Origin of the sequence: Pseudomonas sp. LAIL14HWK12:I10 (assembly GCF_900184205.1) — a bacterium.
Classification (GTDB): domain Bacteria; phylum Pseudomonadota; class Gammaproteobacteria; order Pseudomonadales; family Pseudomonadaceae; genus Aquipseudomonas; species Aquipseudomonas kermanshahensis.
Genome location: NZ_FXWU01000003.1, coordinates 412,346 through 425,982 on the forward strand (window position 1 = coordinate 412,346; position 13,637 = coordinate 425,982).

At 63.4% G+C, this 13,637-nt stretch carries 12 protein-coding genes; 6 read left to right on the forward strand and 6 right to left on the reverse strand.

Going from position 1 to position 13,637, the window contains the following annotated elements; genetic code table 11:
- Positions 1-29: 29 nt before the first annotated feature.
- Positions 30-1,205, reverse strand: a complete 1,176-nt coding sequence (locus tag QOS90_RS08930; protein ID WP_085273122.1) for an MFS transporter — start codon at positions 1,203-1,205, stop codon at positions 30-32.
- Positions 1,206-1,300: 95 nt separating this feature from the next.
- Here QOS90_RS08930 and QOS90_RS08935 point away from each other — a divergent pair, with 95 nt between their 5' ends.
- The 5 genes from QOS90_RS08935 to QOS90_RS08955 all read left to right on the forward strand — a co-directional run bounded on the left by QOS90_RS08935 (position 1,301) and on the right by QOS90_RS08955 (position 7,347).
- Complete coding sequence (locus QOS90_RS08935; protein WP_085273121.1) at positions 1,301-2,230, forward strand: LysR family transcriptional regulator; 930 nt, start codon at positions 1,301-1,303, stop codon at positions 2,228-2,230.
- 124 nt (positions 2,231-2,354) lie between these two features.
- Positions 2,355-3,086, forward strand: coding sequence for an AraC family transcriptional regulator (locus QOS90_RS08940; RefSeq protein ID WP_085273120.1), 732 nt, complete (start codon positions 2,355-2,357; stop codon positions 3,084-3,086).
- A gap of 112 nt (positions 3,087-3,198) precedes the next feature.
- Complete coding sequence (locus tag QOS90_RS08945; protein ID WP_085273119.1) at positions 3,199-4,689, forward strand: efflux transporter outer membrane subunit; 1,491 nt, start codon at positions 3,199-3,201, stop codon at positions 4,687-4,689.
- Positions 4,686-5,843 carry an HlyD family secretion protein gene (locus QOS90_RS08950; protein WP_085273118.1) on the forward strand — a complete coding sequence of 386 codons (1,158 nt, stop codon included), beginning with the start codon at positions 4,686-4,688 and terminating at the stop codon, positions 5,841-5,843. The genes QOS90_RS08945 and QOS90_RS08950 overlap by 4 nt, the downstream gene beginning before the upstream one ends.
- The gene (locus tag QOS90_RS08955) at positions 5,833-7,347 is read left to right on the forward strand and encodes a DHA2 family efflux MFS transporter permease subunit (RefSeq protein WP_085273117.1); all 1,515 of its coding nucleotides are present in this window, start codon (positions 5,833-5,835) and stop codon (positions 7,345-7,347) included. Before QOS90_RS08950 ends, QOS90_RS08955 begins: the two co-directional genes overlap by 11 nt.
- Before the next feature lie 59 nt (positions 7,348-7,406).
- Here the strand turns inward: QOS90_RS08955 and adhP are convergent, their stop codons facing one another.
- The 5 genes from adhP to QOS90_RS08980 all read right to left on the reverse strand — a co-directional run bounded on the left by adhP (position 7,407) and on the right by QOS90_RS08980 (position 12,241).
- The gene (adhP, locus tag QOS90_RS08960; RefSeq protein WP_085273116.1) at positions 7,407-8,417 is read right to left on the reverse strand and encodes an alcohol dehydrogenase AdhP; all 1,011 of its coding nucleotides are present in this window, start codon (positions 8,415-8,417) and stop codon (positions 7,407-7,409) included.
- Between the two features lie 119 nt (positions 8,418-8,536).
- Positions 8,537-9,736: a type II toxin-antitoxin system HipA family toxin gene (locus tag QOS90_RS08965; RefSeq protein WP_027596173.1), complete on the reverse strand. Its 1,200-nt coding sequence runs from the start codon at positions 9,734-9,736 to the stop codon at positions 8,537-8,539.
- Entirely contained in the window at positions 9,733-9,984 is a 252-nt protein-coding gene (locus tag QOS90_RS08970; RefSeq protein ID WP_027596172.1) for a helix-turn-helix transcriptional regulator, read from the reverse strand. Before QOS90_RS08970 ends, QOS90_RS08965 begins: the two co-directional genes overlap by 4 nt.
- 221 nt (positions 9,985-10,205) lie before the next feature.
- Positions 10,206-10,535 (reverse strand): hypothetical protein, encoded by a 330-nt coding sequence (locus tag QOS90_RS08975; protein WP_027596171.1) that lies wholly within the window; start codon positions 10,533-10,535, stop codon positions 10,206-10,208.
- Positions 10,536-10,570: 35 nt separating this feature from the next.
- A complete protein-coding gene (locus tag QOS90_RS08980) occupies positions 10,571-12,241 on the reverse strand; it encodes a hypothetical protein (protein WP_027596170.1) in 1,671 nt (556 codons plus the stop codon).
- A 363-nt stretch (positions 12,242-12,604) separates the two neighbouring features.
- On the opposite strand from QOS90_RS08980, the gene QOS90_RS08985 reads away from it, so the two are divergent.
- Complete coding sequence (locus QOS90_RS08985) at positions 12,605-13,600, forward strand: 5'-nucleotidase (RefSeq protein WP_085273115.1); 996 nt, start codon at positions 12,605-12,607, stop codon at positions 13,598-13,600.
- Positions 13,601-13,637: the final 37 nt, after the last annotated feature.

Sequence of the window (13,637 nt, forward strand, 5' to 3'; positions counted from 1 at the left end):
CTTCGCAGCGCAAGGCTGCTCCTACACCCTTAAAGCGTGGCCAGCGGTGAGGCCTGGACGGCCCGCGAGCGCCAGGCAAACAGCAACACCATCACCAGGCCCAACCCCGCCATCAACGCACCCGCCAGGGAAATCGCCGGGTAACCCAACCCTGCATTGATCACCGCGCCACCCAGCGCGGCACCGATCGCATTGCCCAGGTTGAACGCCCCGATATTCACCGCAGACGCCAGGTTGGGCGCCTCCTTGGCGGCCTCCATCACGCGCATCTGCAGCGGCGGTACCAGGGCAAAACTGGCAGCGCCCCACACCAGCACCGCCAGTGCGGTAGGCAGTGCCCAGGGCATCAGGAACGGGAACACCAGCAACACGGCAATCAGCACCGCCAACGAGACGATCAGCGTGCGGTCAACCGAACGGTCCGCCGCCTTGCCACCCCACACGTTGCCCAGCGTCAGGCCAATACCGAACAACACCAGCATGGCGGTGATGAACGGTGTGGAGGCCTGGGCTTCACTGTGCAGGATTGGCGCAATGTAGGTAAAGACGGTAAACATCGCACTGGAACCCACCACGGTCAGTGCCAGCGCCGCCAGTACCGGGCCACGGCCCAGCACGCGGATCTCGGCCATCACCCCGTCGCTTTTCGGCAGCGGCACATTAGGCAGTGCGTACCACAGCGTCGTCATCGCAATCAGCCCCAGGCCCGCAATGCCCCAGAAGGCCGTACGCCACCCCAGCAATTCGCCAAACCAGGTGGCCAGCGGCACACCGCCGATGGTCGCCAGTGTCAGCCCCATGAACATGGCCGCCACGGCCCCTGCCCGTTTTTCAGGCGGCACCACGCTGGCCGCGACGATCGAGCCAATGCCAAAGAACGCGCCATGGTTGAGCGAGGTCACCACGCGGGCAACCATCAGGCTGGCGTAGTCGGTCGCCAGGGCCGACATCAGGTTACCCAGGGTGAAAATGGCCATCAGCCCGATCAGCAGGTAACGCCGTGGCACCCTGCCGGTGGCCAAGGTCATCAGCGGGGCACCGATCAGCACGCCGAGGGCGTAGGCACTGACCAGCAGCCCGGCTGCGGGGATCGACACGCCAAGGTCAGTGGCAATACTGGGCAACATGCCCATGGGGGCGAACTCGGTGACGCCGATGCCAAAGGCACCGATGGCGAGTGCGACGAGGGGTGGATTGATGCGCATGAAACGGCTCCTTATCTGTGCCTGAAATGCTACGATCCGTTTCATGCGGGCACTAGTCTGCATTTTTGCCAACCACCTTTGCGCACGAGGCACAAATGGACTTCACCGGAAGGTCTGGAGAGATGGAGATTTTTGCCAAGGTGGCGCAAGAAGGCAGCTTATCTGCGGCGGCACGTGCGCTGGGGCTGACGCCGTCAGCTGTCAGCCGGATCATCGCCCGTACCGAGCAGCGCCTGGGCACTCGCCTGCTGTTGCGCACCACCCGCGCCATTACGCTGACCCCAGAGGGCGACGCCTACCTGCGCGGCGCACGGCGCATCCTGGCCGACCTGGATGAGGTCGAGGATGCCATCACCGACCAAGGTGTACCGCGGGGCCGGCTGCGGGTCAGTGCCGCACTGGGCCATGCGCGACTGACGGTGGTGCCTTTGCTGGCGCAGTTCAGCGCCCTGTACCCGCAAGTGCTGGTCGACCTTACGCTCAGCGACGAAGTGGTCGACATCGCCGGCGGCCAGGCCGATGTCGCGCTGCGTTTCGGCCACCTGCCGGACAGCTCGCTGAGCGCCCGCTACATTGGCGACACCGGCCAAGTGATCGTCGCCTCGCCCGACTACCTGCAACGCTGCGGTACCCCCGTGGCACCTGAAGACCTGGCCCGCCACAACTGTTTGCGCTTCAACTTCCGCCGCGCTGAAGCCGACTGGCCGTTTCGCCGGGACGGGCAGGCCTTTGCCCTGAAAGTCACCGGTAACCTGGAGTGCAGCAGCGGCGAGGCACTGGCCCAATTCGCCAGGCTGGGGGCCGGCATCGCGCGCATCGGCACCTTCACAGTGGCCGATGACCTCAATAACGGGCAACTGGTGCCCGTGCTGGAAGCCTACAACCCCGGCGACCGCGAGCCGATACACGCCGTATTCGTCGGTGGCCCGGCGATGCCGGCACGGGTGCGGGTGTTCGTGGACTTCCTGGTCCAGCATCACCAGGGCTGGCCAACCCGCCACGAACAGCCACGATTTACACCCTGAGCGCAATTCATGCGCATATTTCTGCGTTGCACGCGAACACTTAGCAACCCCGCCTGACTGCCTTGCGATAGCATTGGATCCAATCGTTACCCCTGCTCGCCCCACACGGCCCGAGGAGATTGGCATGCAAGCTTTGGGAATGGACTACCGACACGGCGAAGTGGTTGCCAGCCACTGCCATGCCGAAGATCAACTGATGTATGCCGCCAACGGCGTGATGCGCGTGTACAGCGATGGCGGCAACTGGGTGATACCGCGCGGGCAGGCGCTGTGGATACCTGCCGGCATGAGCCACGAAGTGCGCATGCAAGGCGAAGTGTCGATGCGCACCTTGCTGCTGGGGTCGCACGTGACTCGCTGCCATGTGATCACGGTCTCCGGCCTGCTGCGCGAGTTGATCCTGGCGGGGTCACGGATGTTGCAACGCGACGAGCCGCTGGGCGAGCACGCTCGGGCACTGATCCAGCGTGAACTGGAGACCGCCGAGCGCATCGACGCCTATGTGCCGGTACCGCAGCATGCGCGGCTGCGCGCCTGGTGCGAGGGGTTTCTCGAAGACCCGGCCCAGGACCTGACGCTGGAGCAGTGTGGCGCGCAATTGAACATGAGTGCCCGCACCCTGGCGCGGTTGTTTCAGCGTGAGGTGGGGATGTCGTATGGCGAGTGGCGGGCCCGCACCCGCATGATCCTCAGCCAGCAGTGCCTGGCCGATGGCAAGCCAATCCTGAACGTGGCGCTGGAGCACGGCTACCAGAGCGCCAGCGCATTCGCCGCGATGTTCAAGCGCATCCTTGGCTACAACCCCAGCGCCTGGCAAATCAGCGTGCTCGGCACCGGCACCGCACCCACGCACTGACCGCCAAGGCTGAGGTTGTCCCAGTTGCGCGCACGGTTGTCCCGCTTGCGGCAGCGGGGCCGCCCTGCCCCTCGATAAGCTGGCTTCACGACCCCTCATACGACTTTGCGTGATGCCAATACGATCCCTTTCCTGCCCTGCCGGGCGCGCCGCCGCCCTCGGCTTGTTCGGCGTGCTGACGGCTTGCACCGGGCACCCCACAAACGCCGTGCCCCCCACTGCATTCCAGGCAACCCCTGCACTGCACCTGCCTGCCGGCGTCAGCGACCAGGCGCTGCCCGCGCGCTGGTGGGCGCTGTACCACGACCCGCAGCTCAATGCCTGGGTGCTGCAAGCCTTGGCGCACAACCAGGACTTGGCGCAGGCCGAAGCCAACGTGCAGGCCATGCTCGCCGGCATTGGCGAGTTCGATGCCCGGCGCTGGCCATCCACCTCCATTGGCATGGGCGCGAGCTATGGCAAGAGCGCCGATGACCAGACCCTGGCCGAGGCAACCGACAGCCATGCGCCCTCGCAATGGGCCTTCAACCCGGCCATCGAGCTGGCTTACCAGGTCGATGTGTGGGGCCAGGTGCGCGCCGCCATCGAGCGGGCGCGGGTGCAGGCCGAGGCCAGCCGCGATGCCCTGGACCTGGTGCAGCTGCACGTGGTCAGCCAGACCACCCGGGCCTACATCGACCAGTGCGTGTACGGTGCCCGCATCGCCGCGGCCAGGCAGTCCCTAAGCACCTTGGAGCGCAGCGTGCAGCTCAGCGACCGCCAGCGGCAGGCCGGGGTCGCTACGGAGCTCGATAGCGTGCGCCTGCTGGGGTTGCGCGAGCAGGTGCGGGCGCAGCTGCCGATGCTGGAGGCTCGCCGGCAGATGGCGCTGTACGAACTGAGCATGCTCAGTGGCCAGGACCCGACAACGCTCACGGACGACACTGACACCTGCCAGCGCATCCCGACCCTCGCCGCGCCGTTGCCCGCTGGCGACGCCTGGCGCCTGCTCGAACGCCGGCCCGACGTGCGCAAGGCCGAGCGCGAACTGCAGGCTGCCGCCCTGGAAGTCGATATCGTCAAGGCCGACCTGTATCCGAAAGTCAGCTTCGGTGCCTCGTTGACCTCATCGGACCACCACCTTGCCAACCTGGGTGACAGCCGCGCGGTGATGTTTGCCATCGGGCCGTTGATCAGCTGGGAGTTCCCCAATATCAAAGCCAACCGCGCACGGGTGAACAAGGCCCAGGCCTTGCAAAACGCGCAGGTCGCTCATTACCGCGGGGTAGCGCTGGCGGCACTCAAGGATGTGCGCCAGGCGCTGGCGCGCCTTGAGGGTGAGCGCCAACGGGCCTTGGCCCTGGGTGCGGCCCTGGCGCAAGGCGAGCGTGGCTTTGCCCTCGCGCAACGCAACTACCAGGCAGGCACCGTTGATGCATTGGCGTTGCTCGACAGCGAGCGCGACCTGATCCAGGTCAGGGCCAGCCACGTCGTGGCCCAAGGCCGCCTGGCGCGTGCCCAGATCAACCTGTTCCGCGCCCTGGGCGGGCGCTGGCAGTCGTCACCAGCACCGGCCCCAAGCCAGGTGCACCGCTCCACCCCCGAGACTGGAAGCCAATCATGAATGTTGCCGTTAGCAAGAACCCGCTGCCCGATGACCAGGCCCAGGCAGTTGCCAGCGCCCCCAGGCCTACCCGTCGCCGCCTGGCGCTGTACGCCGGTGGTGGCCTGACGGTGCTGGCAGCGCTGGCATTCAGCGGGTACTGGTTGACCACGGGGCGCTACCTGGAAACCACCGATGACGCTTACGTGCGTGCCGACTGGGTGGCCTTGAGCGCGCGCGTGGCCGGCTATGTGGCCAAGGTGGAAGTAGAGGACGACCAGGCCGTCAAAGCCGGCGATGTGCTGGTACGCCTGCAGCACCGCGACTACCGCGCTCGCCTCGACCAGGCCACTGCCGGCGTGGCCGAAGCGCACGCCGCGTTGGCCGCCGCCCAGGCACGCCAGCACGTGGCCGCCGAACGCATCAACCAGCAGCAGCAGGCCATCGTCCAGGCTGAAGCGGCCGTGCACAGTGCCAGCGCCGAGCGCCAGCGCAGCGCGCTGGACATGCAGCGCTACCGTGGCTTGGTGCGCGATGACGCAGCCACCGTGCAGCGCCTGGAAGCCGCCCACGCCAACGCAGTGCAAGCCGGTGCCGCGCTGCAAGGCGCGCAGGCACATTTGCGTGAGCAGCGCTCGCAACTGGCGATGGCCAAGGCACAGGCGCTGGCGGCCGATGCCGAGATCAAACAACGGGCAGCAGGCCTTAGCCGTGCCCAGGCCCGGCAGGCGCTGGCCGACCAGGACGCACAGGACACCGTCCTGCGCGCGCCCATCGACGGCGTGGTCGGCCAGCGCCGTGTGCGCGCCGGGCAGTACGTGGTGCCTGGGCAGCCGCTGCTGGCGGTGGTGCCGTTGCAGCAGACCTACGTGGTTGCCAACTACAAGGAAACCCAGCTGGCACACATGCGCCCAGGGCAACCGGTGCAGGTCCGTGTCGACAGCTTTTCCAGCCAGCCTGTGCAAGGCCACGTGGCCAGCTTCTCGCCGGCGTCCGGTAACGTCTTCGCACTGCTGCCATCGGACAACGCCACCGGCAACTTCACCAAGATCGTCCAGCGTTTTCCGGTGCGCATCGTCCTCCACCGGCCGGCAGACGGCCTGCAGATATTGCCCGGCATGTCGGTGGTGACCACGGTCGACACCCGCCCCGTGGAGCCTGCCGATGAGCAATGAGCAACGCGTACCGTTACGCGCCTGGGTGGCCGTGTTCGGCGGCCTGCTCGGCTGCTTCATGGCTGGCATGAATGTGCACGTCACCAGCGCGGCGCTGCCCGAGATCCGCGGCTCGCTGGGCGCGAGCTTCGAGGAAGGCTCGTGGATTTCCACCGCCTACCTGGTGGCGGAAATCGTCATGATTCCGCTGACGGCCTGGCTGGTCGAAGTGTTTTCCATGCGCCGGGTGATGTGGACGGGTTCGTTCATCTTCCTGCTGGCGTCGATCGCCTGCTCGTGGGCCCCCAACCTTGAGGCGATGATCACCCTCAGGGTGATTCAGGGCGCTGCCGGCGCCGTGCTGATTCCCCTCTCCTTCCAGCTGATCATCACCGAACTGCCCGCCAGCAAGATGGCCATGGGCATGGCCCTGTTCAGCCTGGCCAACAGCGTGGCCCAGGCGGCCGGACCTTCCATTGGCGGCTGGTTGACCGATGTCTATTCGTGGCGCTGGATCTTCTACCTGCAGCTGTTCCCCGGTATCGCCTTGCTGCTCGCCATCGCCTGGTCGATCGAGGCCAAACCCATGCAACTGACCCTGTTGCGCCGTGGCGACTGGCTGGGCATCACGGCCATGGTCGTTGGCCTGGGCGGGCTGCAGATCGTGCTGGAAGAAGGCGGCCGGCTGGACTGGTTCGGTTCGACATTCATCGTCGGCATGTCAATCATCGCCGGCCTGGCGCTGGCGGTGTTCGTCTACACGCAGCTGTACGGCCAACGCGCGTTCATCAACTTGCGCTTGCTGGGGCGGTACAACTTCGGGGTGGCCAGCGTTGCCATGTTCATCTTTGGCGGGGCTACCTTTGGCCTGGTGTTCCTGGTGCCCAACTACCTCTCCCAACTGCAGGGCTACAGCGCCCGCGACGTGGGGGTGGCGCTGATCGCCTATGGCGTGGTGCAACTGCTGCTGGCGCCATTGATGCCACGGCTGATGGCCTGGACCAGCGCCAAGTTCATGGTGGCCAGCGGTTTTCTGATCATGGCCGCCGGCTGCTGGCTGGGTGCGAGCCTGACAGTCGACAGCGCCGACAACGTCATCATCCCATCCACGGTGGTACGCGGCATTGGCCAGCCGTTCATCATGGTGGCGCTGTCGGTACTGGCGGTGGCGGGGTTGGAAAAGCGAGAAGCGGGCTCCGCTTCGGCGGTGTTTTCCATGCTGCGCAACCTCGGGGGCGCCATCGGCACTGCCGCGCTGACGCAGATCGTGGCCACGCGCGAGCGGTACCACAGCGAGCGCATACACGAGCATGTCACGGTGTTTGCGCCCAGCGTTCAGGAGCGCATCAGCCAAACCGTGCAGAGCTGGCTGCCGGCCCAGCAGCAGGCGCTGGAGGGGGTGGCGGCAACCATTCAACGCGAGGCCTACCTGATGGCTTACAGCGATGCATTCTACCTGGCGTGCCTGGCACTGATAGGCTGCGCGGTGGCGGCGTTACTGTTGCGGACCCAGCGATCGGCTTGAACCCACCCTGAAAACGGCCCGCACACGCGGGCCGGCTTCATTTGGGCAGGCAGCAGCCTTCAATCGGCGAAGTGGATCACCATGCGGCCTTTGATCTTGCCCGCTTGCATCTCTTCGAAGATGTCATTGATGTCTTCGATCGGGCGCAGGGTCACCTTCGGCACCACCTTGCCTTGGGCGGCAAACTCGAAGGCTTCGTGTAGGTCTTGGCGGGTGCCGACCAGCGAACCGACAACCTCGATACCGTCGAGTACCAGGCGTGGAATATCCAGGCTCATGGCTTCTGGCGGCAGCCCCACAGCCACGAGGCGACCGCCCGCGCGCAGTGCATCCACTGCAGAGTTGAACGCGCTCTTGGCCACTGCCGTGACCACGGCAGCATGGGCGCCCCCGGTCTTGGCCTGGATGACTTTCGCGGCGTCTTCGTCGCGCGGGTTGACCACCAGGTCGGCGCCCATTTCGCGGGCGAAGGCCAGCTGATCATCGTTGACGTCGATGGCAATGACCCGGGCGTTGAAGACGTTTTTGGCGTACTGCAGGGCGAGGTTGCCCAGGCCGCCAAGGCCGTAAATGGCCAGCCATTGCCCAGGGCGGATATTTGATGATTTCACCGCTTTGTAGGTGGTCACGCCGGCGCAGGTGATGCTGCTGGCGGCCGCTGAATCCAGCCCATCCGGCACTTTAACCGCGTAGTCGGCCACCACGATGCACGCCTCGGCCATGCCACCGTCGACCGTGTAGCCGGAGTTTTTCACCTCACGGCACAGGGTCTCGTTGCCGCTGTTGCAATATTCGCAGTGCCCGCAGCCCTGGAAGAACCACGCCACACTGGCCCGGTCACCCGGCTTGAGCGACGTGACACCCGGCCCCACTTCCACGACCACGCCAATCCCTTCGTGGCCCAGAATCACACCCGTCTTGTCGCCGAAATCGCCATTCTTGACATGCAGGTCGGTATGGCAAACGCCACAGCACTGCATCTTCAGCAACGCTTCACCGTGCGCCAGCGGCCGCAGTGTTTTCTCCACCACGTCCACGCGACGCCCTTTGGCAACGACAGCAGCTTTCATAAACACCTCCGTGTCTGTCTGAGTGAGCTTGAGAGAATGCCCGGATCAGCATAGTGGCGGATGGAGGAAGAGGCGTTGCTTCAGGTCAGGTTTTGAAGGGAATCCTGGGGAGCGGCAGGCTAGCCAAAGGTCCTGATGAACGGCCCTGCAGATTGCCGAATGGCACCCACCACACTGGGAGCCTGCTCGCAGAGTTCAGCAGAACGAGCAAGAACTCGCTCAAGCGCCTGTAACTGCTCCTGGATGATCTCCTTGGGGCGAGCCACATCACAGGTATCAGCGAAGTCCGTCAATCCTTGCCGCGAAGCGAACAATGACTTACTGCCGCACAGGTCCAGTGCCAGTACATCTTCAGGTATGTAGGCTGTTGTATTGACGATGTCGTATGCCGGTGCCAGCCGTGCGTCCCGTTGAGACGGATCGGAATACAACAATCCGAAGTTTTTCAAATGCGCATCGCCATTACCGACAATACAAGACAGGCTCACCATGGCAAACAACTGCGCCAGTGAACCTTGCACCTGCTCGGGTGTGCAGAACAGGCGAATGGCCTTGGCAATTGCCGCATAGCTCTTGCTGTATTTCTGCTCGGCGGCAAGCCCCATCAGCGCTGCCATGTCTTCAAAGCCAATGGGGTCGAGTTGCTCATCACGGTCGAAGCGGCGCATGACGAACAGCTTGGTATTATCGGACAGGTAGAACTCGGGTACCGGAATTCCCACATCCTTGGCCACAGACATGCAAAGGAACTCATTGATAGCCAACCCCGGAAACTCGTCGCGCCCGCTTTTAATTATCAGGTCGGAGGTTTTCGAGGTAAAACGTTGCGGTGTACTGCTCGGCGCTTCTGGTACCAGTACCTTGGGCTGCACCCCTGATATTCCAGCACGCAAGATGTACCGGTCCACCAGACCAGCAAAGATATCGTCAGCGCCATCCCAAGTCAGAATTTCCTCTAGTCGCTCACCAGGAAACTGCTGGCGGCGCAAGAGCGCATCCACCTCAGCTGAACTCACTGCCACGCGCCCGATAGGGGAACTGCTGCCCGAAAGCGCCAACAGCAACATCGGATCGACATTGGCGACCTTTGCCAAACGGTTACGTAATTGTTCCAGAACATAGCCCTCAGGCAAGTTCATTTGGAAAATAGGATGCAGGTCCCGATGACGGTAATCATCCAGGCGTACCGGCATTAAAAGGCTGATCGCAGCATGAGCATCAGCACTTTCGTGGTAGCGAAACACATAGTCGCCAGCGGAATTGAAGATTTTCCCGCTTTCCCCTCCCGGTGTTGCAACCCGCAGCGTGGCCGTCTTCACTCGAATACCCCCTGGATCTCATCTAACGTGGGCATGGCTGCGGTCACCAACGCGAACTCGCAGTCCAAGGCGCCCACCACTCGCACATAGGCAGCCATGCCGACAGATAGGTCGCCCCGCTCGATCGCGATAACCTTCTGCCGAGTAACGCCGGCCAACGTCGCCAGCTTGGCTTGAGTGAAACCAAGGCTGCGGCGGCGCTGCCGAACCTGCTGGCCAAGGCGTACAACGATAAATGAGGGGTCCATGTACTGTATACGTAACAAATAAGAGTTAATGTAACGTATACATGACCTTGAACAAATGTCAAAGCTGAGGGATATCGCCTTCGTATTTGCAGTGCATAAGAATAGCCTTGTGGTGCGATGCGGCCGGTGAAAACGCACCGAATATTCGCTGCTTTCACAGGCCTCTTCGCAGCACAAGGCTGCTCCTACCCGACGATGGGCCGCAGAGCGGCCCGGTAGGGTCAGTCGACGCGCACGAACACTTGCTTGGCCATGTTATTGCCACCAATCGACTCGAGGCGCTTGCCGCCGTCTAGCACGCGGACGTTGATCAGCGCGACACCGTTGGCATCACGGGCTACAACCACGTCGTCCTTGCGCTCCCACTCGTCGACCTTGATCTTGTTGCCTGCCGCAATGATGTAGTCGCTGGAGAACTCGACCGTCTGCTTGCCTGCGCTGTAGCCCATCACGCTGGTCGTGGCCTCGTAGGTGCCATCCAGCGCGTCGTTGCCGCAGCCAGCCAATACACAGAACGGCAGTGCTGCCAGCACGTATTTGAAGTGACGCATAGGTAATCCTTGTCTGTAGATCCTGAAAGAAACAATCAACCCTTGGCGGTGCCCACCAAGGAATCGATCAACATCGCCGAGGCCGTGTCGCCGTTTTCCAGCACCAGCTGGCGAATCGATTTGCCGAACGCCGCCAGCGGCGTGTCGAAGGTGAAGTCGGACTTGCCCTGGTAGCTGGCAGCGAAGCGGATCACGTTCTCGGACCAGCCCACCCGCTGCCCGGCTGCCGCCAGGTTGTAACTGCCGAAGAAGGCCGCGGCCACCGGCGTGGTGCCATCGACATCGGCTGCATTGAGGTCAGCGCCCGCCGCGACCAGCGCTTCGGCGTAGCTGTGGTTACGCTGGGCCATGCAGGCATGCAAGGCCGTCTCGCCGCCGTAGGCCTTGGCGTTGACGTCGCTGCCCTTGAGCAGTGCCTGGAACAGCGCTTCAGGCTGCTGGCCGGCGCCATGGCGGCGTTGCAGGCTGCCGGCTTTCTGGCAGAACACCGACAGCGCGGTGTCGCCGTAGACGTTGTGCGCCTTCAGGTCTTCCTTGCCCGCCAGGGTGATCATGTGCGCGAAGCTGCACGAGCTGTAGTCGCTGCCCGCCAGGCAGTTCATCAGGCGCGTGTTGCCGTTGATATCCCGACCCATCGGGTCGGCGCCAACTGAGATCAGGTAGTCGTAGGCGTTATCGGCGACCACGGTGATCAGCGGCTTGTTCTCGTAATGCAGGCGTTGATTGACATTGATGCCGGCGCTTTTCAGCAGGTAGGCGAAGGCGTCGAGGTCCTTGATCTCTTTTGCCCAGTCCGACGTACGCGCCTGGCCCTGGGCGGCGTCCCACAGGCGCATGGCCATGGGCGAGGTGTCTGGCGGGCTGTCGACATCACGTACCTGGGCCGAGCCAGGCTGATAGTTGACCCACACGCCAGCCTGCTTGTCGTCCTTGTAGCTGCCCTTTTCGGAGACCGTGCCAGCAGGCCAGCCGCGAATGAAGTACACCTCGTACAGGCCGTTTTTTTTGCCTGCGCTGTACTCGACCTTTGTGGCCGGCACCGACGTGCCATCCGTGAACGACGTCCAGGTCTCACGCACGCCATCGAGCTCGCCAGCCTTGTAGGTCGCGCGGTCCTTCAGTGTGCCCTGGTAGTCATAGTGCTCCACCAGGCCATCGAGCTTGCCGGAGCCATCGCTGGCGAAGGTCTCCAGCAGGGTGAGCTTCTGCTGGCCATCGATCACCTTCCACTCGCGCTGGGTGCCGACACGGATCGCGCGCTTGCGGAAATCAACGGTCGGGATCTCTGTGCTGTCACTGACCTGCAGGCCTGTGGCGCAGTCGTAGTGCTGCTCGCTGCGGCGCCCGCCTTCGAGGGTGATGACGTTGTCCAGGTGCTCGGCGAACTCGCCCTTGCACCAGGTCTTCTTAGGCCCGACAAACGCACCGTCCTGCAACTGGCCTTCAACCAGCAGCTTGCCGTCCTGGTCGAACTCCTTCCATTCGCCGACCACTTTGCCGTCTTCGACCTTGAACGCCTGCAGCACCCGGTCACCCACTTTGTGCACCACGGTGCCGTTCAGCCGCTCGCCCGACTTGCGCTCGAGGTACAGCGCATGCGGCGACCCGACAGTGCCGGTGTAGCTGGTGACTTCGTCGAAGTTGTATTCGGAGTTGCAACCTGCCAAGGCGGAGGCCAGAGCGCAGAGAACGAAACGCTTTTTCATGAATATCCTTGTTGAAATGCGTGCAGCCTGTTGCGGGGCATGGCTTCGCCAACGCCCAGCAATGGCCTAGATGCAACGGAGTAAATGCAATGCGCAAAATGGCGGGCAGTGCCGCTGGAGGGCATCGGCTAGAAACGCATCAAGAAACTTGCCTTTCCATGGTTAACCGCTCTGGAATGCGGGTTTCGGCGGAATTATACATAGTAGCCTAACGATGGCAACGCTCATGATCTGTGCCGCGTTTGCCAGCATGCGCCTTCCCTGTGGGCTTGCCCGCGAAGGGGCGCGGAGCGGCCCCAATTAACCATCACCCGCCTGCATACCCCTATACTCGTCACCTGCACCCCTCAAGGAGCCCGTTCAATGCCCTACCCCATCGAACACAAGCTGGTCATTGGCGTGGCCTCCAGTGCACTTTTCGACCTCACCGTGTCTGACGACATCTACAAGGCCGACGGCGTCGAGGCTTACCGCCAGCACCAAGAGCAAAACCTGGATGAACCCTTCCCGAGGGGCGTTGCGTTCCCGTTCATTCGCCGCTTCCTCAGCATCAATCAGGCCTTCCCCGACCAACTCCCCGTGGAAGTGGTGTTGCTCTCGCGCAACTCGCCCGAAACGGGCTTGCGCGTGTTCCGCTCCATCAGCCATTACCAACTGGACATCACCCGCGCCGCCTTCATGTCCGGCCGCTCGCCCCACGAGTACATCCCGGCCTTCAACGCCTCGTTGTTTCTCAGCGCCAACGAAGACGACGTGCAGCGCGCCATCGACGCCAGCTACCCCGCTGGCCTGGTGCTGCCGACGCGCATTTACGACGATGAGATCGACACCGAGCTGCGCGTGGCCTTCGACTTTGACGGCGTGATCGCCGATGACGAAGCGGAAAGCGTGTACAAGCAGAACGACAACCTGGACGACTTCCAGGCCCACGAGCGGGCCCGCAAGGCCATCCCCCACCAGCCCGGGCCACTGGCGGACCTGTACCGCAAGCTCTCCCACATTCGCACGCTCGAAGACCAGAAGCTGGCACAAGACCCGAACTACAAACGCATCTTGCGCATCGCCATCGTGACCGCGCGCAACGCGCCGTCGCACGAGCGGGTGGTGACCACGTTGAAGGATTGGGGCGTGTCGCCGGATGAGTGCTTCTTCCTTGGCGGGATGGAAAAGCCCCGGGTGTTGTCGATTCTCAAACCCCACGTGTTCTTCGATGATCAACGCAGCCACCTGCAATCACCGGCCGGCGACCTGCCGATGGTGCATGTGCCGTTTGGGGTGGCAAACAGAAGTGGGCCGAAGCGATTTTCGAAACAGCCGGTGGAAACACCACAAGGCAACGCACTGGAGAAACTTGATTAGCCCCAGCAGGCTAGCGAGTTGGTAAACTCCCGCGGCA

Excerpts from the sequence above, each read along its gene's own strand:
- QOS90_RS08930 (WP_085273122.1), bottom strand. The coding sequence starts at position 1,205 with ATGCGCATCAATCCACCCCTCGTCGCACTCGCCATCGGTGCCTTTGGC.
- QOS90_RS08935 (WP_085273121.1), top strand. The coding sequence starts at position 1,301 with ATGGACTTCACCGGAAGGTCTGGAGAGATGGAGATTTTTGCCAAGGTG.
- QOS90_RS08940 (WP_085273120.1), top strand. The coding sequence starts at position 2,355 with ATGCAAGCTTTGGGAATGGACTACCGACACGGCGAAGTGGTTGCCAGC.
- QOS90_RS08945 (WP_085273119.1), top strand. The coding sequence starts at position 3,199 with ATGCCAATACGATCCCTTTCCTGCCCTGCCGGGCGCGCCGCCGCCCTC.
- QOS90_RS08950 (WP_085273118.1), top strand. The coding sequence starts at position 4,686 with ATGAATGTTGCCGTTAGCAAGAACCCGCTGCCCGATGACCAGGCCCAG.
- QOS90_RS08955 (WP_085273117.1), top strand. The coding sequence starts at position 5,833 with ATGAGCAATGAGCAACGCGTACCGTTACGCGCCTGGGTGGCCGTGTTC.
- adhP (WP_085273116.1), bottom strand. The coding sequence starts at position 8,417 with ATGAAAGCTGCTGTCGTTGCCAAAGGGCGTCGCGTGGACGTGGTGGAG.
- QOS90_RS08970 (WP_027596172.1), bottom strand. The coding sequence starts at position 9,984 with ATGGACCCCTCATTTATCGTTGTACGCCTTGGCCAGCAGGTTCGGCAG.
- QOS90_RS08975 (WP_027596171.1), bottom strand. The coding sequence starts at position 10,535 with ATGCGTCACTTCAAATACGTGCTGGCAGCACTGCCGTTCTGTGTATTG.
- QOS90_RS08980 (WP_027596170.1), bottom strand. The coding sequence starts at position 12,241 with ATGAAAAAGCGTTTCGTTCTCTGCGCTCTGGCCTCCGCCTTGGCAGGT.
- QOS90_RS08985 (WP_085273115.1), top strand. The coding sequence starts at position 12,605 with ATGCCCTACCCCATCGAACACAAGCTGGTCATTGGCGTGGCCTCCAGT.